The 21322-nt window shown below is 74.0% G+C and carries 25 protein-coding genes; 15 read left to right on the top strand and 10 right to left on the bottom strand.

Annotation, left to right across the window (positions count from 1 at the left end; all coding sequences use genetic code 11):
- Nucleotides 1-28: 28 nt before the first annotated feature.
- From V6U79_RS01625 to V6U79_RS01640, 4 genes are all read right to left on the bottom strand, one after another.
- Nucleotides 29-964, bottom strand: a complete 936-nt coding sequence (locus V6U79_RS01625; RefSeq protein ID WP_334613212.1) for an alpha/beta hydrolase family protein — start codon at nt 962-964, stop codon at nt 29-31.
- Between the two features lie 94 nt (nt 965-1058).
- On the bottom strand, nt 1059-1430 hold the full coding sequence (locus V6U79_RS01630; RefSeq protein WP_334613214.1) for a DoxX family protein: 372 nt from the start codon (nt 1428-1430) through the stop codon (nt 1059-1061).
- Complete coding sequence (locus tag V6U79_RS01635) at nt 1427-1909, bottom strand: DUF6232 family protein (RefSeq protein ID WP_334519119.1); 483 nt, start codon at nt 1907-1909, stop codon at nt 1427-1429. The genes V6U79_RS01630 and V6U79_RS01635 overlap by 4 nt, the downstream gene beginning before the upstream one ends.
- A gap of 631 nt (nt 1910-2540) precedes the next feature.
- Nucleotides 2541-3062 carry a DUF6232 family protein gene (locus V6U79_RS01640; protein ID WP_334613215.1) on the bottom strand — a complete coding sequence of 174 codons (522 nt, stop codon included), beginning with the start codon at nt 3060-3062 and terminating at the stop codon, nt 2541-2543.
- A 99-nt stretch (nt 3063-3161) separates the two neighbouring features.
- Between V6U79_RS01640 and V6U79_RS01645 the strand changes: the two genes are divergently transcribed.
- The 4 genes from V6U79_RS01645 (at nt 3162) to V6U79_RS01660 (ending at nt 7629) form a co-directional block, all read left to right on the top strand.
- Nucleotides 3162-3935 carry an enoyl-CoA hydratase-related protein gene (locus tag V6U79_RS01645; protein ID WP_334519113.1) on the top strand — a complete coding sequence of 258 codons (774 nt, stop codon included), beginning with the start codon at nt 3162-3164 and terminating at the stop codon, nt 3933-3935.
- Nucleotides 3936-4058: 123 nt separating this feature from the next.
- Entirely contained in the window at nt 4059-5681 is a 1623-nt protein-coding gene (locus V6U79_RS01650; protein WP_334613216.1) for an acetolactate synthase, read from the top strand.
- Between the two features lie 155 nt (nt 5682-5836).
- Nucleotides 5837-6811 carry an ATP-binding cassette domain-containing protein gene (locus V6U79_RS01655; RefSeq protein ID WP_334613217.1) on the top strand — a complete coding sequence of 325 codons (975 nt, stop codon included), beginning with the start codon at nt 5837-5839 and terminating at the stop codon, nt 6809-6811.
- Complete coding sequence (locus V6U79_RS01660) at nt 6808-7629, top strand: ABC transporter permease (protein WP_334519104.1); 822 nt, start codon at nt 6808-6810, stop codon at nt 7627-7629. The genes V6U79_RS01655 and V6U79_RS01660 overlap by 4 nt, the downstream gene beginning before the upstream one ends.
- A gap of 51 nt (nt 7630-7680) precedes the next feature.
- On the opposite strand, the gene V6U79_RS01665 is transcribed toward V6U79_RS01660, so the two are convergent.
- The 3 genes from V6U79_RS01665 to V6U79_RS01675 are packed head-to-tail and all read right to left on the bottom strand — an operon-like array spanning nt 7681 to nt 8822.
- Nucleotides 7681-8106 carry a PLD nuclease N-terminal domain-containing protein gene (locus V6U79_RS01665; protein WP_334613219.1) on the bottom strand — a complete coding sequence of 142 codons (426 nt, stop codon included), beginning with the start codon at nt 8104-8106 and terminating at the stop codon, nt 7681-7683.
- A 27-nt stretch (nt 8107-8133) separates the two neighbouring features.
- Complete coding sequence (locus tag V6U79_RS01670; protein WP_334613220.1) at nt 8134-8433, bottom strand: DUF202 domain-containing protein; 300 nt, start codon at nt 8431-8433, stop codon at nt 8134-8136.
- A complete protein-coding gene (locus V6U79_RS01675) occupies nt 8430-8822 on the bottom strand; it encodes a YidH family protein (protein ID WP_334519096.1) in 393 nt (130 codons plus the stop codon). The genes V6U79_RS01670 and V6U79_RS01675 overlap by 4 nt, the downstream gene beginning before the upstream one ends.
- 41 nt (nt 8823-8863) lie before the next feature.
- Here V6U79_RS01675 and V6U79_RS01680 point away from each other — a divergent pair, with 41 nt between their 5' ends.
- The 4 genes from V6U79_RS01680 (at nt 8864) to V6U79_RS01695 (ending at nt 12213) form a co-directional block, all read left to right on the top strand.
- Complete coding sequence (locus V6U79_RS01680; RefSeq protein ID WP_334613221.1) at nt 8864-9661, top strand: GNAT family N-acetyltransferase; 798 nt, start codon at nt 8864-8866, stop codon at nt 9659-9661.
- On the top strand, nt 9658-10071 hold the full coding sequence (locus V6U79_RS01685) for a hypothetical protein (RefSeq protein ID WP_334519091.1): 414 nt from the start codon (nt 9658-9660) through the stop codon (nt 10069-10071). The genes V6U79_RS01680 and V6U79_RS01685 overlap by 4 nt, the downstream gene beginning before the upstream one ends.
- Before the next feature lie 391 nt (nt 10072-10462).
- A complete protein-coding gene (locus V6U79_RS01690) occupies nt 10463-11242 on the top strand; it encodes an electron transfer flavoprotein subunit beta/FixA family protein (RefSeq protein WP_334519087.1) in 780 nt (259 codons plus the stop codon).
- Nucleotides 11243-11253: 11 nt separating this feature from the next.
- Nucleotides 11254-12213 carry an electron transfer flavoprotein subunit alpha/FixB family protein gene (locus V6U79_RS01695; protein WP_334613222.1) on the top strand — a complete coding sequence of 320 codons (960 nt, stop codon included), beginning with the start codon at nt 11254-11256 and terminating at the stop codon, nt 12211-12213.
- Between the two features lie 155 nt (nt 12214-12368).
- Here the strand turns inward: V6U79_RS01695 and V6U79_RS01700 are convergent, their stop codons facing one another.
- Complete coding sequence (locus V6U79_RS01700; protein WP_334613223.1) at nt 12369-13160, bottom strand: anti-sigma factor; 792 nt, start codon at nt 13158-13160, stop codon at nt 12369-12371.
- Nucleotides 13114-13719: an RNA polymerase sigma factor gene (locus V6U79_RS01705; protein ID WP_334613224.1), complete on the bottom strand. Its 606-nt coding sequence runs from the start codon at nt 13717-13719 to the stop codon at nt 13114-13116. Before V6U79_RS01705 ends, V6U79_RS01700 begins: the two co-directional genes overlap by 47 nt.
- A 242-nt stretch (nt 13720-13961) precedes the next feature.
- On the opposite strand from V6U79_RS01705, the gene V6U79_RS01710 reads away from it, so the two are divergent.
- The 7 genes from V6U79_RS01710 (at nt 13962) to V6U79_RS01740 (ending at nt 20536) form a co-directional block, all read left to right on the top strand.
- Nucleotides 13962-14792, top strand: coding sequence for a DUF4397 domain-containing protein (locus V6U79_RS01710; RefSeq protein WP_334613225.1), 831 nt, complete (start codon nt 13962-13964; stop codon nt 14790-14792).
- Nucleotides 14789-15460 (top strand): class F sortase, encoded by a 672-nt coding sequence (locus tag V6U79_RS01715; protein WP_334613226.1) that lies wholly within the window; start codon nt 14789-14791, stop codon nt 15458-15460. Before V6U79_RS01710 ends, V6U79_RS01715 begins: the two co-directional genes overlap by 4 nt.
- 112 nt (nt 15461-15572) lie before the next feature.
- On the top strand, nt 15573-16748 hold the full coding sequence (locus tag V6U79_RS01720; protein WP_334613227.1) for a cysteine desulfurase family protein: 1176 nt from the start codon (nt 15573-15575) through the stop codon (nt 16746-16748).
- Nucleotides 16749-16929: 181 nt separating this feature from the next.
- Nucleotides 16930-18003 carry a tRNA 2-thiouridine(34) synthase MnmA gene (mnmA, locus tag V6U79_RS01725; protein WP_334519067.1) on the top strand — a complete coding sequence of 358 codons (1074 nt, stop codon included), beginning with the start codon at nt 16930-16932 and terminating at the stop codon, nt 18001-18003.
- 27 nt (nt 18004-18030) lie between these two features.
- Nucleotides 18031-19035 carry a methionine synthase gene (locus V6U79_RS01730; protein WP_334613228.1) on the top strand — a complete coding sequence of 335 codons (1005 nt, stop codon included), beginning with the start codon at nt 18031-18033 and terminating at the stop codon, nt 19033-19035.
- Nucleotides 19036-19072: 37 nt separating this feature from the next.
- Complete coding sequence (locus V6U79_RS01735) at nt 19073-19441, top strand: VOC family protein (RefSeq protein WP_334519061.1); 369 nt, start codon at nt 19073-19075, stop codon at nt 19439-19441.
- 93 nt (nt 19442-19534) lie between these two features.
- A complete protein-coding gene (locus V6U79_RS01740; protein WP_334613229.1) occupies nt 19535-20536 on the top strand; it encodes an ADP-ribosylglycohydrolase family protein in 1002 nt (333 codons plus the stop codon).
- Nucleotides 20537-20664: 128 nt separating this feature from the next.
- Here the strand turns inward: V6U79_RS01740 and V6U79_RS01745 are convergent, their stop codons facing one another.
- Nucleotides 20665-21210, bottom strand: a complete 546-nt coding sequence (locus tag V6U79_RS01745; RefSeq protein WP_334519056.1) for a type II toxin-antitoxin system PemK/MazF family toxin — start codon at nt 21208-21210, stop codon at nt 20665-20667.
- Nucleotides 21211-21322 lie beyond the last annotated feature (112 nt).

Raw genomic sequence — 21322 nt, forward strand, 5'->3', positions numbered from 1 at the left:
CGGGGCGCCCCGGCACCGGTCCGGCGGCTCAGCGCACGCCCTCGAAGCTGACCTGCGGGTCGTTCTGGGCCGGGGCGCCCCAGACGGCGTTGTCGTACGTGGTGTCACCGGTCAGGTAGAGCAGGAACCACTCGGTGAGCAGCCGCTTGGTGATCGGCAGCTGGGTGGCCCGGCTGATCCCGCCGCTGTCGCAGAAGAACGATCCACTGTCCATGAACCCGCAGTGGAACCCGCCCTTGATGATCCGCAGCTGCTTGGCCGATGGCTTCGCCGCGTAGATGGGTCGCTGGTGGTCGGCGACCCCGGCGATGGTGTCCCGCTCCCCGGCGATCAGCCGGACCGGCACGGTCAGGGTCGCGGCGGCGGCCTTCGCCGACGGGTTGGTCTCGGCGGCGGCGAGGTTGGCCACCGTGACCACCTTCGGGTTGCGGGCCGCGGCGAGGACGCTGGCGCCGCCGCCCATCGAGTGGCCGGAGAGCCCGAGCCGGTCGGTGCGGACGTGTCCGGCGAACCGGGAACCGGTCGTGGTGTCCTGGGCGACGGTCCAGGTCAGCGCCGCGTTGAGGTCGTCGGCGAAGGCGCTGTGGCTGGGGGAGAGGCCCCCCTGGGAGGTGGGGGCGAGCACGATGAAGCCCCACGACGCCAGATGCCCCAGCGTCGAGTAGTACTTCGACACGCCCTGCAGGAACCCGTGGCCGAAGGCGACGACCGGGAAGCGGCCCGCCGCGACCGGTTGGCCGCTGCCGGCGGCGGTGGCGGGGTAGTAGATCCGGGCGGAGAACGAACGGCCGGCCGCGCTGACCGTCGTGTCGACGTACCCGGCGGGGTGGGCCCCGGGGACCGACGTGTCGGCGGCGGCGGCCAGTGGCGCGGCGGCGGTGGTGGATGGCGCTGCGGCGGCGGTGCCGCCCGGCAGCAGCAGGGCGAGGGCCGCCGCGACGGCGACGGCGGGTCTTCTCCACATGACAGCCTCCCCATATCGGTGGATGACACTGTCCAATGAGGAGAGCACCGGCCGGCCGCAGTGCACACCACCCGCTTTGTCAATAACAGCCGGGTTATGGCCGGGTGCGCGCCACCCGCAGCGCCCACCAGATCAGCGGCGCCTGCAACGGCAGCCGGCCGTAGGCGATCGCCCGCCGGGCGGGGCTCCCGCCCCGCCAGTCCACGGCCATCTGCGCGTTGGCCGGGAGCACCGCGGCGAAGAGCGCGGCGGCGGCCAGCCCGCCGCGCCGCCGGGTTGCCGGGTGGGCGACCGCCGCCGCCACCGTCAGCTCGGCGACCCCGCTGGCGTACGTCCAGAAGCGCGCCGGGCCGGGGAGTACGCGCGGCACGATCGGGTCGTAGAAGCGGGGCTTGAGGAAGTGGGTGACGCCGGCGGTGGCGAGCAGTCCGGCCAGCGCGACCGCCTCGCCGCGACGAGTGGTCATCGGTGCTCCCCCTGCTGCTCGATGGCGCGTTGCACGGCGCGGTAGATCTGCCCGAACCGTAGCGCGTCCGGGGTGCGGACCAGCAGCACCTCCTGCCCGTGGTGCTGCACCCACAGCTCGTGCACCCGGTTGCCGCGCTCGTAGGAGCGGTCGAGCCAGCTCAGCGGCAGCTCCAGGAAGGGGGTCAGGGCGAGCGCACCGACCGCGCAGGCGGCCAGGATGATCAGGGCCAGCTGCCAGTTGCCCCGGTCCTGCGCCGACCAGGCCAGCGAGACCACGCAGACCAGGGCCACCAGCGGCGGCAGGGAGAGCAGCAGGACCAGCACGCCCCGCCCCAGCACCCGACCCCGGACCGCCATCGTCGTCGCCCCCCGGGCGTGCCACACGTACGTCACGTCGGAGAGCCGGACCGCGTACCCACCAGCCTGGATCGCCTCCGACGTCACCTCGACGCGGTCGTCCCGGTAATAGAGGGTCATCACTAACTCTAACCGTGGGCCCGCGCCCCGCGCCCGCCCTCGTCGCGCCCCTCCGTCGCCGCCGGTGCCACCGTCTGCCGCCGCCTTGGTCGTCGCCGTTCGCCGCCTTGCTTGTCGCCGTGTCGCCGCCTCGGTCGCCGTCGGTGTCGCCGTCGGTGTCGCCGCCGGCATCGCGTGGGCGCCTTCCGCGCCGGCGATGGGTTCCGCCGTTCCCGCCCGGCCGGGCGCTTGACCTGGGCGATGGGGGAGCGGGTGTGTAGGTCGGATCCTTTAGAGCTGATGACGTAAACGGTTCACCCGTCCCGACGAGTCGTTTACGTCATCAGCTCTAAAGCGTCCACATCGTAGGTCCGCTCCCTGGCCGAGCCGCCGCTGTCACCGCGCCTCCTCGGCTCCCGCAGCGCTGCCTGTGAAGCGGGTCGGTCTCGGCTTAAGGTCTGCCACCTCCGGCGCGCCGCCCGCCGCCCACCGCCCGCCGCCCATGGCTCGTTGCCCGCAGCCTGCGGCGTGCGGCCTACTGCCGGCGGCCGTCGCCGACCGCCCTCGTCGCCACCGCTTGTCGGTCCGTCGGCGGCCGTCGTGCGGCACCCGGCGGTTGGCGGTGGCGCGGTTGCCGAGGTGGGCGGGGCGGCTACGGTCTGCGGCGCGGCGCGGGGTTGCTGCCGGACGAGGCGATCCGGTGCTGCGGGCGGGGGGCGGGCGGGCCGCTCTCCATCGCCCGCTGCACCGCCCGGTAGATCTGACCGAAGCGCAGCGCGTCACCGGTGCGCAGCAGCAGCGTCGGCTGGCCGCGCCAGCGGGCCCAGAGCTCCAGTTGGCGGCTGCCCCGGGCGTACGACCGGTCGAGGAATTCGAAGAGGACGTCGGCGAGCGGCCCGACGGCGAGCCCGACCAGCACCGAGGCGCCCACGATGGCGATGGTGACCGTGGGGGAGCGGTGCAGCCAGACGGCGACCGCGATGCCCAGCATGGCGGCCACGAGCGGTCCGGCCAGCGCCGCGCCGAGCGCGCCCCGCCCGACGAGGACCCGCCAGGAGCGGCTGCCCCGCCGATGCCACACCAGGCCGATCTCGGCGAGCGGGTAGCTGCGCCCGTCCACCCGGATCGCGATGGAGGTGACCTGCACCGATCTGTCGTCGTAATAGGTGATCATGGCTGGACTCCCGACCGCGGGGCTGACACCTCGACTATGTACCCCAACGAGCCCGCCCGTAAGGTTGGCACGCGACTTCGACGAGGAAGTGAGGGCAGCGTGAGCGAGTTCGTGCGGCTGGAGACCCGGGACGGCATCGGCACCATCCGGCTGGAGCGGCCGCCGATGAACGCCCTCAACACCCAGGTCCAGGAGGAGTTGCGCGCCGCCGCGTCGGCGGCCACCGCCGACCCGCAGGTCCGCGCCGTGATCGTGTACGGCGGGGAGAAGGTCTTCGCCGCCGGCGCGGACATCAAGGAGATGGCCGACATGTCCTACGTGGACATGGCGGCCCGGGCCGCCGACCTCTCCAGCGCGCTCGGCGCCATCGCCCGGATCCCCAAGCCGGTGGTCGCCGCGATCACCGGCTACGCCCTCGGCGGCGGCTGCGAGCTGGCGCTGGCCTGCGACTGGCGGGTGGTGGCCGAGGACGCCAAGCTCGGCCAGCCCGAGATCAAGCTGGGCATCATCCCGGGGGCCGGCGGCACCCAGCGGCTGGCCCGGCTGGTCGGCCCCGCCCGCGCCAAGGATCTGATCATGTCCGGCCGGATGGTGGACGCCCAGGAGGCGCTGCGGATCGGCCTCGCCGACCGGGTCGTCCCCGCCGGCGAGGTCTACGAGGCCGCGGTCGCCCTGGTCAAGCCGTTCCTGACCGGTCCGGCGCAGGCGCTGCGGGCGGCGAAGCTCGCCGTCGACGCCGGCCTGGACATGGACCTCAACTCCGGCCTGGCCTGGGAGAGTCAGCTCTTCGCGGCGCTCTTCGCCACCGACGACCGGCGCGAGGGCATGGCCGCCTTCGTCGAGAAGCGCAAGCCGGACTTCACCGGCCGCTGACGTGTCGTCCGGGCTGGCGACCCGCCCGGGGCGCCGGCCCGGACCGACCGAGCCGAGAACGGTTCACATTCCTCGTACCGACCAGTAACGTGTGACCTCGGTCATGGAACGAGGGGAGCGGCGATGACGGAACGGGTCGAGGGCCACGGCGGAGAGTTGGCGCTGGCGGCGCTGCGCGCCAACGGCGTACGGGAGATGTTCACCCTCTCCGGCGGGCACGTGTTCCCGCTCTACGACGCCGCGCACAAGGCCGACTTCCCGATCTACGACGTGCGGCACGAGCAGTCCGCCGTCTTCGCCGCCGAGGCGGTGGCCAAGCTCCAGCGCCGCCCCGGGCTGGCCGTGCTCACCGCCGGGCCTGGCGTCACCAACGGGATCTCCGGTCTGACCAGCGCGTACTTCAACGCCTCCCCGGTGCTGGTGCTCGGTGGGCGGGCGCCGCAGTTCCGCTGGGGCTCCGGCAGCCTCCAGGAGATGGACCACCTGCCGCTGGTCGCCCCGGTCACCAAGCACGCCGAGACGGTCTTCACCGCCGAGGACATCCCGCGCGCGGTCACCGCCGCCCTGACCAGCGCGCTCACCCCGCACCGTGGTCCGGCCTTCCTCGACTTCCCGCTCGAGGCGGTCTTCTCCGTCGGCGACACCGAGCTGCCGGCCCCGGCCGCCCCCGCGCCGGTCGAGCCGGACCCGGACGAGGTGGCCAAGGCCGGCCGGCTGATCGCCGCCGCCCAGCGCCCGGTCATCATCGCCGGCTCCGACGTGTACGCCGGTGACGCCGTCGCCGCCCTCCGCGAGGCCGCCGAGGCGCTCCAGGTGCCGGTCTTCACCAATGGCATGGGTCGCGGCGCGCTGCCGCCGCAGCACCCGCTCGCCTTCGCCAAGGCCCGCCGGGTCGCGCTCTCCGGCGCCGACGTGGTCGTGGTGATCGGCACCCCGCTGGACTTCCGGCTCAGCTTCGGCGACTTCGGCGACGCGGCGGTGGTGCACATCGTCGACGCGCCCAGCCAGCGGGCCGGGCACGTCCAGCCGGCCGCCAGCCCCGCCGGCGACCTGCGACTGATCCTCTCCGCGCTGGCCGACCGGACCGGCGTCCGGGCCGACCACGCCGACTGGGTCGCCCAGCTGCGTACCGCCGAGGACGCCGCGAAGGCCCGCGACGCCGAGGAGATGGCCGCCGACACCGACCCGATCCGGCCCGCGCGGATCTACGGCGAGCTGCGCAAGGTCCTCGCCCCCGACGCGATCACCATCGGCGACGGCGGTGACTTCGTCTCGTACGCCGGTCGCTACCTGGAGCCGGCGCAGCCCGGCACCTGGCTCGACCCCGGCCCGTACGGCTGCCTCGGCACCGGCATGGGCTACGCGATGGGGGCCCGGGTCAGCCATCCGGACCGGCAGATCTGCGTGCTGATGGGCGACGGCGCCGCCGGCTTCTCGCTGATGGACGTGGAGTCGCTGGCGCGGCAGAAGCTGCCGGTGGTCATCGTGGTCGGCAACAACGGCATCTGGGGGCTGGAGAAGCACCCGATGCGGGCCATGTACGGCTACGACGTCGCCGCCGACCTCCAGCCGGAGCTGCGCTACGACCGGGTGGTCGAGGCGCTCGGCGGCGCCGGCGAGACGGTGGCGAAGGCCGACGACCTCGGCCCGGCCCTGGCCCGGGCGTTCGACGCCGGGGTGCCGTACCTGGTGAACGTGCTCACCGACCCGACCGACGCGTACCCGCGCTCGTCGAACCTGGCCTGACCGGCGCGCCGCCACCGCCGTCGCCGGGTGACCGGCGGTGGCGGTGGCGGCGTTCTGTCGGCAGCTAAATGAGCGGCATCTCCGCGCCCGTCGTCGTAACGTCAGACCCGTCGCTCATCGTTGGGTGACCAGCGACAACGACGGGAGTTCTCCGCATGACCCACGCTATCCGCGCCGAAGGGCTGGTACGCCGCTTCGGCGCGACCACGGCCCTGGCCGGAGTCGACCTGGAGGTCCCCACCGGGACGGTCTTCGGGTTGCTCGGGCCCAACGGCGCCGGCAAGACCACCGCGGTACGGGTGCTCGCCACCCTGCTCGCCGCCGACGAGGGGCACGCCACCGTCGGCGGGTACGACGTCCGCCGCGACGCCCACCGGGTGCGCCAGCTGATCGGTCTGACCGGTCAGTACGCCTCGGTCGACGAGACCCTCACCGGCACCGAGAACCTGCTGCTCATCGGCCGGTTGCTCGGGCTCAGCCGGGCCGCGGCCCGCTCCCGGGCGGCGGAGCTGCTCGCCGGGTTCCAGCTCACCGACGCCGCCGGCCGGGCGGCGAAGACCTACTCCGGGGGCATGCGCCGCCGCCTCGACCTGGCGGCCAGCCTGGTGGGTCGCCCGCAGGTGCTCTTCCTCGACGAGCCGACCACCGGGCTCGACCCGCGCAGCCGCAACGAGCTGTGGGACATCGTCCGCGGGCTGGTCGCCGACGGGGTGACCGTGCTGCTCACCACTCAGTACCTGGAGGAGGCCGACCAGCTCGCCGGCCAGATCGCGGTGGTCGACCACGGCCGGGTGATCGCCCAGGGCACGCCGGAGGAGCTGAAGGCCAAGACCGGCGGTCAGGTGCTCACCGTCCGGCCGGCCGACCCGGCCGACCTGCCCACCGTGCTGGCCGTCGCCGGCGAGGTGGCGGGGGCGACCCCGGAGGTCGCGCAGAACACGGTCACCGTGCCGGTCAACGACGCGGCCGTGCTGCCCGCGGTGGTCCGGCGCCTGGAGGCCGCCGAGATCGAGGTCGCCGAGCTGGCCCTGCGCGGTTCGAGCCTGGACGAGGTGTTCCTCTCCCTCACCGGCCACCGGGCCGAGCAGGACACCCCGACCGACGACGCCCTGGAAAGGACCCCGGCATGACCGCCGCCACCGCCACCGCCACGGTTCCCACCCCGCTGGCGCCGGCCCGCCGGCTCGGCCTCACCGCCGGGCTCCGGCACACCCTCACGCTGGCCTGGCGGAGCCTGGTGCAGATCAAGCACAACCCGATGGAACTGCTCGACCTGAGCATCCAGCCGGTGATGTTCGTGCTGCTCTTCACGTACGTCTTCGGCACCGCCATCGCCGGCTCCTCCGGCGAGTACCTCACCTTCATGCTGCCGGGCATCATGGTGCAGAACGCGCTCTTCGCCACCATGACCACCGGGTTCGGGTTGAACAACGACCTGACCAAGGGGGTCTTCGACCGGCTCCGGGCGCTGCCGATCGCCCGCTGGGCGCCGCTGGCCGGCCGGATCCTCGCCGACACCGTCAAGCAGGCCTGGTCGATCGCGCTGCTGCTCGGTGTCGGGATGATCCTCGGCTTCCGGGTCGGCAACGGCGTGCTCGGCGTGCTCGCCGCGTTCGCCCTGCTGCTGGCGTTCACCCTGGCCGCGTCGTGGATCTCGGTGCTGGTCGGGGTGCTGGTGAGCGAACCGGAGAAGGTGCAGATCTTCGGCTTCATGGTGATCTTCCCGCTCACCTTCACCAGCAACATCTTCGTGCCGACCGACCGGATGCCCGGGTGGCTGCAGAACTGGGTGGAGGTCAACCCGGTGACGATCGTCGCCGACGCGCTGCGGGGGCTGCTGGTGAGCGGCCCGGTCGCCGGCCCGGTGCTGCAGACCCTGCTGTGGGGCGCCGGCATCGCGGTGCTGTTCGCGCCGCTGTCGCTGCGGGCGCTCAAGCGTCGGGTGTGACCCCGGCCGCCGCCGCGGCGGCGCCGATCCAAGTGGCCGGGCGCACCCCGGTCACCTGGACTCGGGCTGGTCCTCCCCGCGTGGCGGCGGGTCGCCCTCCTTGTTGCGCAGGTCGTCCTCGCGGCGGCGCAGGTCGTCCTCCCAGCGGCGGAACAACTCCTCGTCGTCGCGGCCGGACCGCTCGGCGACGGACTTGAGGAACTCGGGGTCGTCGTCCGGCGCGACGGGCCGGGGGCGGGTCCGCTCCGGGAAGCCACCGCCGACCCGCCAGGCCGACCGCTGCCGGGCGGCGCCAGGCTCGCGGCCGGCGAAGAACCAGGCGATCGAGCCGAGCAGCGGGAAGAAGAGGATGATCAGCACCCACGCGATGCGGGGGAGTGCCCGGATCGCCCCCTCCTCGGCCGAGAGGCAGCTGATCAGCGCGCAGACGGCGAGGACGATCTGGGCCAGGAAGAGCAGCACGTACAGGCGGGCCATGCGCCTATCATGGCCTACTCGCGCGCGTCACCACAGACCGCGCAGGGCCAGCGGCACGGCGAGCAGCGCCAGCGCGGCGGTGGCCAGGGCGACCAGCGGCACCCTCCGGGTGCCGATCCGCAGCGGGCCGGTGCTGGCGGCGCGGCCCCAGCAGACGGTGAGCGCCCCGGCCCAGACCAGCACCACGGCCGCGGCGAGCAGCGCCCCCGTCGGGTCCCCGGTGAGGGCGAGCCGGACGGCCAGCACGGTGACCACGGTGAGCGCCAGGGCGGTCCGCCGCCAGGCCAGCCGGGTGCGTTCCGGTTGCAGCCCGGGATCGCCGGTCACCGGGCGCCGACCGCCCGGGCCAGCACCGCGGCCACCAGCAGCAGCGCACCGAACCCCACCAGCAGGGCGAGGACGGCCGGGAAGCGGGAGAACGGCAGCTCCTCACCGAGCCTGATCGCGCGTTCGGTGCGGGCCCAGTGGTCGACCGCCCGGACCGCCACGGCGCCGCCGAGCAGCAGCAGCGCCACCGCGATCGCCTCGCGAAGGTGCCGCAGCGGCAGCGGGGGGAGGAACTGGGCGGCGGCGAGTCCCCCGGCGAGCAGCGCCAGCCCGGTCCGCAGCCAGGCCAGGAAGGTGCGTTCGTTGGCCAGCGAGAAGCGGTAGTCCGGGGTGGTCCCGACGGTGCCGAGCTCCGACGGGTCGAACCAGCGCCTGATCGTCTGCCGCATGAGGGCGATTATCCGCTTTGTCCCCGGCATAGCCTGGACCGATGACCGATCTTGACGCCTCCCGGCTACGCGACGCCTACGACACCCAGCTCCGTCCGGAGATCCCCGACCCGGTGCCGGCGGGGGTGACCATCGAGCGGGACGGCCCGCTGGTCCGCATCCTCGGCCTGGACCAGGGCGGCTTCCTCACGTACCGGACCCTGGACGGCCTGGCCGGCACGGAGCTGGACGCGCTGATCGCCCGCCAGGTCGAGTACTTCCGGCAGCGCGGCCAGTCGGTGGAGTGGAAGCTCAACGCCCACGACGAGCCGGCCGACCTGGCTGACCGGCTGCGCGCGGCCGGGTTCGTTCCGGAGGACCGGGAGACCGTCCTGGTCGGGCCGGTCGCGCCGCTGGCCGGCGCGGTCCCGGTGCCGCCCGAGGGGGTACGCCTGCGTGAGGTCACCTCCCGCGCCGACCTGGAGCGGATCGCCGCCATGGAGGAGCAGGTGTGGCGGGCCGACCGGAGCCACCTGGTGCACGGGCTGGAGCGGGAGATCGCCGCGGACCCGCAGTCGATAACGGTGGTGGTGGCGGAGGCGGACGGGGCCGTGGTCAGCGCCGGCTGGATCCGGTACACGGCCAACACCGGCTTCGCGAGCCTGTGGGGCGGTTCGACGCTCGAGCAGTGGCGGCGCCGGGGCATCTACCGGGCGCTGGTGGGGTACCGGGCGCGCCTGGCCGACCAGCGCGGGAAGACGTTGCTCCAGGTGGACGCCTCGGAGGACAGCCGGCCGATCCTGGAACGGCTGGGCTTCGTCCCGGTCACCACGACCACCCCCTACGTCTACACTCCGTGAGGATGGAGCAACGGTTGACGGACGAGGAGCAGCTGACCCTCAAGACCGGCGCGTTCGGCGCGGTCTTCCTGGTCTCCAACGCCGATCCGGGGATGTTCGCCATGATCCGGGAGAGCGTCGCCGCGTCGGGGGCGTTCAACGACGCCAGCGGAGTGGTGAAGGAGGCGCTCACCGTCGGCCCGCTGCCGCAGCTGCCCCGGGACTCGGCGCTGGAGGTCGAGTCGATGGTGCTGCCGGCGCTGGGTCGGGCCGTCGACATCCTGCGGCAGAAGTCCCCCGGCGACGTGGCGGTGTACCGGGAGCTGGTGCTGGCCGCCGCCGACCGGGTGGCCCGGGTGAGCCGGGGGGTGGCGCCGGCCGAGGCCGCGGTGATCGACCGGATCAGGACGGCGCTGGCCGAGCCGGCCTGACCTCGGGGTCGGGGTCGGGATCGGACCAGAGCGCGTGCACGGTGTCGCGTACGCAGCTGTCCCGTACCTGCCCGCAGGCGCACCGGTAGGTCCCGCTCTCCGGCTGGCGGCACCGCTCCGGGGCGGCGCCGGTTGCCGGTGCCGCCCCGTCGCCCCCATGCTGCACGGACATGTCTGACACCTCCCGGTTCGTGAGTTTACCCAGGACGCGGCCGACGGTGAGCTGTGTCACTCTGAGTGCCCGAGAGGCCGAAGCTACTGGCAGGTAACATTGCTGCCGTGGGCAACTGCACAGCAGCCCGCGGTTGACCGGGCGTCAACGGACGCGCGAAGCTCCGCCCGTGACCGGGCGAGCAATCGCAACACCAAACAGGAGGGTCGTCGAAGCGCGATGAACATCGTCGTACTCGTCAAGCAGGTGCCCGATTCGGGCGCGGACCGCAACCTGCGCACTGACGACAACACCGTCGACCGCGGTTCGGCGAACAACGTCATCAACGAGATGGACGAGTACGCCATCGAAGAGGCGTTGAAGATCAAGGAGGCGCACGGCGGCGAGGTCACCATCCTGACCATGGGTCCGGACCGGGCGACCGAGTCGATCCGCAAGGCGCTCTCCATGGGCCCGGACAAGGCCGTGCACGTGGTGGACGAGGCCCTGCACGGGTCCTGCGCCGTGGCCACCTCGAAGGTGCTCGCGGCCGCCCTCGGGCAGCTCAACGCCGACCTGGTGATCTGTGGCGCCGAGTCGACCGACGGCCGGGTCCAGGTCATGCCGCACATGATCGCCGAGCGGCTGGGCGTCGCCGCCCTGACCGGCGCGCGCAAGCTCACTGTCGACGGCGCCACGCTGACCGTCGAGCGGCAGACCGAGGAGGGCTACGAGGTGGTCACCGCCTCGACGCCGGCCGTGGTCTCCGTCTGGGACACCATCAACGAGCCGCGCTACCCGTCGTTCAAGGGCATCATGGCGGCCAAGAAGAAGCCGGTGCAGACGCTCTCCCTGGGTGACCTCGGGGTCGCCCCGACCGAGGTGGGCTTCGACGGCGCGACCAGCGCCGTGCTGGAGCACACCAAGCGCCCGCCGCGCTCCGGCGGCGCCAAGATCACCGACGAGGGCGAGGGCGGCGTCAAGCTGGTCGAGTTCCTCGCCACCGAGAAGTTCGTGTGAGAGGTCTGGACATGTCTGAGGTTCTCGTCGTCGTCGAAGCCACCAAGGAATTCGGCGTCAAGAAGGTCACCCTGGAGATGCTCACCCTCGCCCGCGAGCTGGGCACGCCCAGCGCGGTGGTGCTCGGTGGCGCCGGCGCCGCCGAGGCGCTGAGCGCCAAGCTGGGCGAGTACGGCGCGGAGAAGATCTACGCCGCCGAGGGTGAGGAGATCGACGGCTACCTGGTGGCCCCCAAGGCCACCGTGCTGGCCGAGCTGGTCAAGCGGGTCCAGCCCGCGGCCGTGCTGCTCGCCTCCGCCCAGGAGGGCAAGGAGATCGCCGCCCGGCTCGCCGTCAAGCTGGACAACGGCATCCTGACCGACGTGGTCGGGCTGGACGCCGACGGCACCGCGACCCAGGTCGCCTTCGCCGGCTCCACCATCGTCAAGTCCAAGGTCACCAAGGGCCTGCCGCTGGTCACCGTCCGGCCGAACTCGGTCAACCCGACGCCGGCGCCGGCCACCCCGGCCGTCGAGCAGCTCACCGTCGCCGTCAACGACGCCGACAAGCTGGCCAGGGTCGTCGACCGGGTCGCCGAGCAGAAGGGCTCCCGCCCCGAGCTCACCGAGGCCGGCATCGTCGTCTCCGGCGGTCGCGGCGTCGGCAACGCCGACAACTTCAAGCTGGTGGAGGAGCTGGCCGACCTGCTCGGCGGCGCCGTCGGGGCGTCCCGCGCGGCCGTCGACTCCGGCTACTACCCGCACCAGTTCCAGGTGGGCCAGACCGGCAAGACGGTCTCCCCGCAGCTCTACGTCGCGCTGGGCATCTCCGGCGCGATCCAGCACCGGGCCGGCATGCAGACCTCGAAGACCATCGTCGCCGTCAACAAGGACGGCGAGGCTCCGATCTTCGAGCTGGCCGACTTCGGCGTGGTGGGCGACCTGTTCAAGATCGTGCCGCAGGCCGCCGAGGAGATCCGCAAGCGCAAGTGACGCGTCGTCGGGGCGCCGCGCGCGGCGCCCCGACAACCGCGAAACGAGAAAGAGTGGCCGTCCCGAAGGATGGCCACTCTTTCGCTGTCCACCCCTTCCCGCTGCGGCGGGAAGGGAGCTGATCGGCGGGCCGGGGAGCTGAGCCGGCCCGCCGATCAGCCCGTCAGGTTGCCCCTCAGCAGGCTGTCGCCGGAGTGGGCGGGCTTGTTGTCGAACTGTTCGGCGGAGACGTCGACAACTGAGTATGCCTGAAGGTCGACGTTTGGTGGCAACGGGAGCAGCGCGTCGCCGGAGCGATCGCGCAGCACCCCGACCGAGAACATCTTCATGTTGCTCGGGTTGATCAGCCAGACCTCGTAATACCCCGAAACGTCCGGGAGATTCGCGACGTGCAGGTGGAGTCGGCCGTCGGTGAAGACCCGGGCGTCGCCGTTGGCGTCCTTCGGCGTCGTGCCGTACGCCGACAGGGACCCGCTGGCCAGCACGACCTGCCGCGGCGCGGGCTGCTCGGGCTCGTTGGACCCCAGCACGGCCAGCGTGCCGGCCACCCCGATCGCGGCGGCGGCCGCCGCCGTGACGGCCGTCGTCACCCAGCCCGGCCAGCGCCGACGACGGCGGGACCGGTCCCGCGTCCCGGCGACGACCGGGCGGTCGGATTCCGCGCCGGCCGCGCGCGCATCGACCGCCGGCTGCCGACGGGCGTCGGTCAGCGACGGCAGGGCCTCCGCCGCGTTGATCTCCGCGATGATGCCCTGCCAGATGTGCTCGGGTGGGTCCGGCAGGTCGCCCAGGCCCTGGGTCTCCGCGCCGAGCCCGGCGACGTGCTGGAGGGTCTCCATCTCGCCCCGGCAGTGGGCGCAGGTGCCGAGGTGGTCGGTCTCGCCGTGATCCGCCTCGCTCTCACCGAGCGCCAGATAGACCAGCCGGTCGTGGTCCAGGTGCTGCACCGTCCACCTCCCATCTGCGTTTCAAGCTCGCCATGCCGCGTCGGATGTGACTCTTGACCGTGCCCAGCGGCACTCCGGTCACCGTCGATATCTGCTGGTGTGTCAGGTCGTCGTAGAAGGCCAGTTCCAGCATGCGTCGTTGGTCGTCGGGGAGCCGAGCCAGCTCGTCGGCGACCACCAGCCGGTCGACCACCGTGTCCGGGTCGGGGCCGGTGGCGACCGGCTCCGGCAGTTGTCGGACCGTCTCCACCACCCGGGTCTCCCGGGCCGAGGCCCGCAGCCGGTCGATCACCTTGCGCCGCCCGATGCCGAGCAGCCAGCCGATCAGCGACCCCTTGGCCGGATCGAAGGTGTCCCGCCCGAGCCAGGCCGCGACGAAGGTCGCCTGGGTGACGTCCTCCGCGTCGCTGCGGTTGGCCAACGTGCTGGTGGCCAGGTGGAGCACGGCCCGGCCGAACCGGTCGTACGCCTCCCGCAGGGCGGTCTCGTCGCCGGCGCGGAACCGCTCCGCCAGGCCGTCCGGAGGCGGGGGCTCGGGTTCCTGTCGTACCGCCGTCACCGGGCGGTGCGCCTTCCGTGGGGCATGCCCGACTGTAGCTCCCACAGCCTTCGCTCCACTTCCCCGGTCCGTCCATGTTCGCGTCCCCGTCACCTCCTCTTCGCGGCGGAAGGGGCGTGCGGATGCGGTCCGCCGCCGGAAAAACAGACCTTCATCGGCTGCATCCGCCCGTCGGGGCGGTGGCGTATCCCGTTCTGCAAGCCAGGCCTGACGAATCAGCACCAATCAGCAGGAGGCAGACAATGCAGCTCTCGATCTTCCGTCGGGTCGCCACGGGTGGCGCGGTGGCCACCCTGACCTTCGCCGGCGTCGGCGCCGTCACCATGAGCCCGGCCTACGCCGCCTCGTCCAAGGTCTCCGTCGTGCACGGCATCCCGGACACCCCGGTCGACGTGTACGTCAACGGCAGGAAGACGCTGGACAACTTCAAGCCGGGCGACGTCGCCGGCCCGCTGAACCTGGCCGAGGGCGAGTACGACATCGCGCTGACCAAGCCGGGCGAGGCGGTCGACCAGGCCATCCTCAAGGTGGACGACGCCGAGGTCCCGGGCGGCGCCAACATCAGCATCGCCGCGCACCTCGACGAGGCCGGCAAGCCGAAGATCACCCCGTTCGTCAACGACACCTCCAAGGTCGACGCGGGCAAGGCCCGGCTGATCGTCCGGCACACCGCCGCCGCCCCGGCGGTGGACGTGCGGGCCGGCGGGACCCCGGTCTTCGAGGGCCTGACCAACCCGAAGGAGGCCAAGGGCGACGTCGACGCGGGCACCGTGAAGGCGGACGTGGTGCTGGCCGGCACCGACACCGTGGCCATCGGCCCGGCCGACCTCAACCTCAAGGAGGGCACCGCCACGATCGTCTACGCGATCGGCTCCGCCGAGGCCAAGAACCTCGACCTGGTCGCGCAGACCATCACCGGCCTGCACTCGGCGCCCGGTGGCGTGCCCAGCGGCACCGGCGGCCAGGCCGGCACCGGCGTGGACACCTGGTGGTACGTGCTGGCCGGTGCCGGCGCGCTGCTCCTGGTCGGCGGCGGGGCGCGGGTGGCCACCGCCCGGACCGGTCGCAAGTGACGGTGCGCAACCGCGGGGCGCTGGCGGCCATGGCCGCCGGCGTCGCCGCGCTCACCGTCGCCACCGGAGTGGCGTGCGGGTCGCAGCCGGCCGAGGACGTCGGCGCCGATGAGGCCGCGGCCCTGGCCAGCACGACGCCCACCCCGGGCCCGACGAGCGCCGCCCCGGGCGACGCGTCGGTGCCGGTGGGCGCCGGCACCCTGCCGGCACCGCCGAACACCGTCCCGCCGGTGAAGTTGAGCATCCCGCCGATCGACGTCACCGCCACGGTGAACGCCGTCGGCATCAACCGGAGGACCAACGAGTTCGAGGTGCCCCCGAGCGTCGACCAGATCGCCTGGTACCGCTACGGACCCGGCCTGGAGGCCGAGGCCGGCTCGGTGGTGATCGCCGGGCACGTGGACAGCGCCGAGCAGGGCAAGGGGGCGTTCTTCCGGCTCCGTGAGCTGGACCAGGGCGACACCCTGACCGCGACCGGCTCGGACGGCCGGCCGCGCACCTACCGGGTCGTCGCCCGGGAGGAGTACGTCAAGACGAAGATCCCGCTGGAGCGCTACTTCGCCCGGGACGGGAAGCCCCGGCTGACGCTGATCACCTGCGGCGGCCCGTTCGACGCCGCGACCCGCAAGTACCGCGACAACATCGTCGTCACCGCCGTACCCGCCTGAGGTGTCGGGAGGTGCCCCTGTCGACGCCGGGCGTCGTGCCCGGGGGCACCTCCCGACACCGGGCCACTCCGGCGTCGGGCTGACCGTCCGACGGTCAGTAGGCTGAACGGTGATGGCATACCTGGATCACGCGGCGACGACCCCCATGCTCGACGAGGCACTGGAGGCGTACGTCGTCACCGCCCGCGAGGTCGGCAACGCGTCGTCGCTGCACGCGGCGGGCCGCCGCGCCCGGCGACGGGTGGAGGAGTCCCGCGAGCGGGTGGCCGCGGCGCTGGGCGCCCGCCCCTCCGAGGTGATCTTCACCGGTGGCGGCACGGAGAGCGACAACCTCGCGGTGAAGGGCATCTTCTGGGCCCGCCGCGACACCGCGGCGGCGCGGACCCGGGTGGTCTCCAGCGCGGTGGAGCACCACGCGGTGCTCGACGCGGTCGACTGGCTGGCCGACCACGAGGGGGCCGAGGTGGGCTGGCTGCCGGTGGACGAGGCCGGTCGGCTCGACCCGGCCCGGCTGCGGGCCGAGCTGACCGCGCACGCCGACCGGGTCGCGGTGGTCACCGCGATGTGGGCCAACAACGAGGTCGGCACCGTCCAGCCGGTGGCGGAGCTGGCGGCGGTGGCCGCCGAGCACGGCGTGCCGTTCCACACCGACGCGATCCAGGCGGTCGGCCAGGTGCCGGTTGACTTCGCCGCCAGCGGCGTCGCCGCGCTCACCGTGACCGGGCACAAGCTGGGCGGGCCGACCGGGGTCGGCGCCCTGCTGCTGGCTCGGGACGTCGCGGCCACTCCGCTGCTGCACGGTGGCGGCCAGGAGCGCGACGTCCGCTCCGGCACCCTCGACACCGCCGGCATCGTCGCCTTCGCGGTCGCCGTCGAGGCCGCGGTCAAGGGCCAGCAGGAGTACGCGGCGCGGGTGGCCGCGCTCCGCGACGACCTGGTCCGCCGGGTCCGGGAGGCCGTTCCCGAGGTGGTCTTCAACGGCGACCGGACAAACCGGCTGCCGGGCAACGCGCACTTCTCCTTCCCCGGCTGCGAGGGCGACGCGTTGCTGCTCCTGCTCGACGCCCAGGGCATCGCCTGCTCCACCGGCTCGGCCTGTTCGGCGGGGGTGGCGCAGCCCTCGCACGTACTGATCGCGATGGGCGCGGACCACGACCGCTCCCGCTCCTCGCTGCGCTTCTCCCTCGGCCACACCAGCACCCCCGCCGACGTCGACGCCCTGATCGCCGCCCTCCCGGCGGCCGTCGACCGCGCCCGCCGCGCCGCCGCCCTCCGCACGCCCCGCTGACCCCGGCCGATGCTGGCGTCCGATCATGCGGTTGTGGTGCCCGGAGCAGGATGTTCTGCGGGCTTCCCCCCACCACGACTGCGTCATCGCCGCATGGTGTGACCGAGGCGCAGGAGTGGTCGGGGTGGTGGGGGTGGGATCGGGGCGGGGATAGGCTCGGTGGGATGAAGGAGGTCGGTCGGTGAGGGTGTTGGCGGCGATGTCGGGCGGGGTGGACTCCGCGGTGGCGGCGGCGCGTGCCGTGGAGGCGGGGCACGACGTGACCGGGGTGCACCTGGCGCTGGCCCGCAACCCGCAGACCTACCGCACCGGCGCGCGCGGCTGCTGCACGCTGGAGGACTCCCGCGACGCGCGCCGGGCCGCCGACGTGATCGGCATCCCGTTCTACGTCTGGGACATGGCCGACCGGTTCCACGAAGACGTGGTGGACGACTTCGTGGCCGAGTACGCGGCGGGTCGTACCCCGAACCCGTGCCTGCGCTGCAACGAGAAGATCAAGTTCGCGGCGGTACTGGACCGGGCGGTGGCCCTGGGCTTCGACGCGGTGGTCACCGGCCACCACGCCCGGCTCGGCGCGGACGGCCTGCTGCGCCGCAGCGTCGATGAGGCCAAGGACCAGTCGTACGTCCTGGCGGTGCTGACCCGCGCGCAGCTGGACCGCTCGATCTTCCCGCTCGGCGACTCGACCAAGGCCGAGGTGCGCGAGGAGGCCGCCCGGCGTGGACTCGCCGTCGCCGACAAGCCCGACTCGCACGACATCTGCTTCATCGCCGACGGCGACACCCGGGGCTTCCTGGCCGGGCGGCTCGGCGAGGCTCCCGGTGACGTGGTCGACGCGGTCACCGGCGCGGTGGTCGGCAGCCACACCGGCGCGTACGCGTACACCGTCGGGCAGCGACGGGGCCTGCACCTGGACCGGCCGGCCCCGGACGGTCGGCCGCGCTACGTGCTCTCCATCACTCCGAAGACCAACACCGTGACCGTCGGCCCGGCCGAGGCGCTGGAGGTCTCGCGGGTACGGGCGACGCGTCCGGTCTGGACCGGCGCCGCGCCGCCGACCGCGCCGGTCGAGTGCGAGGTGCAGCTGCGGGCGCACGGCGAGGTCGTCCCGGCCACCGTGGCGCTGGACGGCGACGCCCTCACCGCCGAGCTGCGCCGGCCGATGCGCGGGGTGGCCGCCGGGCAGGCGATCGTGGCGTACCGGCCGGACCCGGCGGGGGACATCGTGCTCGGCTCGGCCACCATCGCCGGCTGACCGGCCCCGGGCGAGTAGCCTTCGGCCGTGACTGATCAGTCCTGGCCCTGGCCGGCCGGAGCGGCGACCGGCATCGGTTCCCTGCCCGGCACCGACATCGCCGAGGCGCAGCGGGTCGTCCTCGGTGAGCTTCCCGCCCTGCCTCACCTGCCCGAACTCCCGGCGCGTGGCCCCGGCGCCGACCTCATCGGCCGCACCGGCGGAATGCTGGTGGAGCTGCCGGTCGAGCTGTACGCGGCCCGTTGGCGGGTCGCGCCGCGCCCCGGGCGGGACCTGCGCCGGGCCCGGGACCTGATGGAACGCGACCTGGACCAGCTCGCCGAGCAGGCCGAGGCGTACGCCGGGCCGGTGAAGGTCCAGGCGGCCGGGCCGTTCACCCTGGCCGCGACCCTGGAGCTGCCGATCGGCGGGCGGATGCTGCGCGATCCCGGCGCGGTGCGCGACCTGGCCGGCTCGCTGGCGGAGGGGATGCGACGGCACGTCGAGGCGGTGACCCGCCGGCTGCCCCGGGCGTCGGTGCTGCTCCAGCTCGACGAGCCGTCCCTGCCGGCGGTGCTCGCCGGCCGGGTGCCCACCGAGAGCGGGCTCGGCGCCTACCGGCCGGTCGAGCCGGAGCGGGCCCGGTCGCTGCTGCGCGACGTGATCGAGGCGGCCGGGGTGCCGACGGTGGTGCACTGCTGTGCGCCGGACGTGCCGTTGGCGTTGATCCGCTCGGCCGGGGCGGTCGGGGTCGCGTTGGACCTGGATTTCGTCACCGACCTGGACCCGCTCGGCGAGGCGATCGACGCCGGGTTCGGGCTGCTGGCCGGCGCCGCGCCCACGTTGCCCCCGCCGGCCGGTCCGGCGCCCACGTCGGCCCAGGTCGCCGACCGGGTACGCGGGCTGTGGGACCGGCTCGGCTTTCCCCGGCGGCAGCTCGCCGAGCAGGTGGTGGTCACCCCGGCCTGCGGCCTCGCCGGCGCCACCCCCGGGTACGCGCGGGCCGTCCTCGCCGCCTGCCGGGACGCGGGGCGGCGACTGCACGAGGACTGAGGGTTTTCCGTCGCACCCCCGGGGCACGATGACGGGCATGATTGGACAGCTGCGTTCAACGGTGATCGACTGCCCCGATCCGCGGGCCCTGGCCGGCTTCTACGCGGAGCTGCTCGGCCTGCCGCTGGTGGAGGACAATTCCGACGGCGACGAGTGGGTGGTGCTCGGCGGCCGGCCGGGGCACCAGCCGCGGCTCGCCTTCCAGAAGGCGCCCGACCTGCGGCCGCCGGCCTGGCCCGACCCGGAGCGGCCCCAGCAGTTCCACCTCGACGTCACGGTGGACGACATCGAGGCGGCCGAGAAGGCGGCGCTGGCGCTCGGCGCGCGGCGGCTGCCGGGCGAGGGGGAGGGCTTCCGGGTCTACGCTGACCCGGCCGGCCACCCGTTCTGCCTCTGCTGGGACTGACCCCGCCCCGCCCGGCCAAGGCGCGGCCCCGGCCTGTGCCGGGCCGCGCCTTCGGCCGGGCGAGGCTTGCCCGCGCGGGGCATGATCTCCTGCATGATCGACTCCTCGCCCCGCCGGGCCTCCGGCTCGCTCTTCGGCCTCGCCTACGGCGACGCCCTGGGCAAGCCGACCGAGTTCCTGACCGTCGCCGAGATCGTCCGCCGGTACGGCCCGACCGGGCCGCGTGAGCTGGCCGGCGATCCCGCGCTGGTCACCGACGACACCCAGATGGCCCTCGCGGTCGCCTGGGCGCTGCACGACGCCCCCGAACTCACCCCGGCGGCGGTCGAGCCGCTGCTACGGCGGCGCTTCCTCGACTGGGCGGTCAGCCCGGACAACAACCGCGCCCCGGGGATGACCTGCCTGCGGGCCTGCGCCGAGCTGAACCGGGGCCTGCGGTGGCAGGAGGCGACCGTGGTCGACTCGAAGGGCTGCGGGGCCAACATGCGGGTCACCCCGGTCGGGCTGCTCGACGTCGACCTGGACACCCTGGCCGGGCTGGCCCAGCTCCAGGCCGGCCTCACCCACGGCCACCCGACCGGGCTGGCGGCCGGCGAGCTGACCGGGTACGCGGTGCGCCTGCTGCGCGACGGCGCCGCGCTGGCGGAGCTGCCGGCGCTGCTCACCGAGCGGGCCCGGGAACAGCGGCGGGTCTACCGGGCCGACTGGCTCGGCGACCTGTGGCAGCGGGCCGGTGCGCGGACGCCGGAGGAGTTCATCGCCCGGGGCTGGGACGAGTGCCTGGCCGCGCTCGGGCGGCTCGACGCCGCGCTGGCCCGGCCGGACGACGGCGACGACCCCTGCCGGCACACCGGTGAGGGCTGGATCGCCGAGGAGGCCCTGGCCACCGCCCTGCTCTGTGCGCTGCGCCACCCCGACGACCCGGTCGCGGCGCTCGCCCGGGGCGCGACGACGGCCGGCGACTCCGACTCCATCGCCGCCCTGGCCGGCGCCTTCCTCGGCGCGGCCCACGGGATGCCGGCCTGGCCGGCGCAGTGGTCCACCCGCATCGAGTACGCCGACCAGCTCACCGCGCTCGGCGCCGGCTGGGACTGACCGGCGGGCAGCGGTTGCCGGCGCGACCACCCGGCGTCGGTCGGCCGCCGGGCGACGTCGGGTGGTCGGCGCGACCGACCCGGCCGGCGGCCGGCGGCGCGCGGCCGGGGGGAAGGGGCGTCGGTCGGTCAGGCCGAGCTGCGCCGGCCGTGCAGCTGCCGGACCCGGCGCCACAGGTCCCGGTCGCAGGTGCCGGCCCGGTCGGCGAAGGCGTCCGGCGGGATCCGGAGCGGCTCGGCGAGGTCGAGCCAACTGTCGGCGTCGGCGTCGGGGTCCCAGTCGCGGGTGGGGATCCGCACGTGGTCGTCGCGGTTGCTCTTGTCCTGACTGGTGATCTTGAGCACCTCGGCGCCCCGCTCGTCGGCGCGCAGCACCAGACACGGCCGCACCTTGGACCCGGTGCCGTCGTGGAACGGCACGTCGGCCCACCAGATCTCGCCGGGGCGGGGGGAGGCGACCGGGGTGCGCGGGCGGGGCGGCGCGGAGGGCCGGGCCCGGTCGCGGGGCGGCGTGCCCCGCTCACCACGGGTGCGGGTGCCCGCCCCGGAGCGGCGGTCGGCGGCACGCCCGCGCCACTCGTTCCACCCCCACCCGGCGACGACGGCCAGCACGACCAGCGCCGCCCAGAGCAGCCACTCGGGCATCCGTACCCCCGCCTCTCCCCGGGTCGGCACGCCGCCGACGTGCGGCGATCCTCGCACGGCCGGTGGCCCGGCGCCCGTCGGGCGCGTCGGGGGAGGCGACGGGTTGTCCCACCCGGCCGATACGGTGCTCCGGTAGCGTGAT

The organism is Micromonospora psammae (assembly GCF_036902725.1).
In the GTDB taxonomy this organism is placed as follows: Bacteria; Actinomycetota; Actinomycetes; order Mycobacteriales; family Micromonosporaceae; genus Micromonospora.

Excerpts from the sequence above, each read along its gene's own strand:
- V6U79_RS01675 (WP_334519096.1), bottom strand. The coding sequence starts at position 8,822 with ATGCGGCAGACGATCAGGCGCTGGTTCGACCCGTCGGAGCTCGGCACC.
- V6U79_RS01720 (WP_334613227.1), top strand. The coding sequence starts at position 15,573 with ATGGCATACCTGGATCACGCGGCGACGACCCCCATGCTCGACGAGGCA.
- V6U79_RS01740 (WP_334613229.1), top strand. The coding sequence starts at position 19,535 with ATGATCGACTCCTCGCCCCGCCGGGCCTCCGGCTCGCTCTTCGGCCTC.
- V6U79_RS01655 (WP_334613217.1), top strand. The coding sequence starts at position 5,837 with ATGACCCACGCTATCCGCGCCGAAGGGCTGGTACGCCGCTTCGGCGCG.
- V6U79_RS01690 (WP_334519087.1), top strand. The coding sequence starts at position 10,463 with ATGAACATCGTCGTACTCGTCAAGCAGGTGCCCGATTCGGGCGCGGAC.
- V6U79_RS01640 (WP_334613215.1), bottom strand. The coding sequence starts at position 3,062 with ATGATCACCTATTACGACGACAGATCGGTGCAGGTCACCTCCATCGCG.
- V6U79_RS01660 (WP_334519104.1), top strand. The coding sequence starts at position 6,808 with ATGACCGCCGCCACCGCCACCGCCACGGTTCCCACCCCGCTGGCGCCG.
- V6U79_RS01625 (WP_334613212.1), bottom strand. The coding sequence starts at position 964 with ATGTGGAGAAGACCCGCCGTCGCCGTCGCGGCGGCCCTCGCCCTGCTG.
- V6U79_RS01630 (WP_334613214.1), bottom strand. The coding sequence starts at position 1,430 with ATGACCACTCGTCGCGGCGAGGCGGTCGCGCTGGCCGGACTGCTCGCC.
- V6U79_RS01650 (WP_334613216.1), top strand. The coding sequence starts at position 4,059 with ATGACGGAACGGGTCGAGGGCCACGGCGGAGAGTTGGCGCTGGCGGCG.
- V6U79_RS01710 (WP_334613225.1), top strand. The coding sequence starts at position 13,962 with ATGCAGCTCTCGATCTTCCGTCGGGTCGCCACGGGTGGCGCGGTGGCC.
- V6U79_RS01635 (WP_334519119.1), bottom strand. The coding sequence starts at position 1,909 with ATGACCCTCTATTACCGGGACGACCGCGTCGAGGTGACGTCGGAGGCG.
- V6U79_RS01735 (WP_334519061.1), top strand. The coding sequence starts at position 19,073 with ATGATTGGACAGCTGCGTTCAACGGTGATCGACTGCCCCGATCCGCGG.
- V6U79_RS01680 (WP_334613221.1), top strand. The coding sequence starts at position 8,864 with ATGACCGATCTTGACGCCTCCCGGCTACGCGACGCCTACGACACCCAG.
- V6U79_RS01665 (WP_334613219.1), bottom strand. The coding sequence starts at position 8,106 with ATGGCCCGCCTGTACGTGCTGCTCTTCCTGGCCCAGATCGTCCTCGCC.
- V6U79_RS01695 (WP_334613222.1), top strand. The coding sequence starts at position 11,254 with ATGTCTGAGGTTCTCGTCGTCGTCGAAGCCACCAAGGAATTCGGCGTC.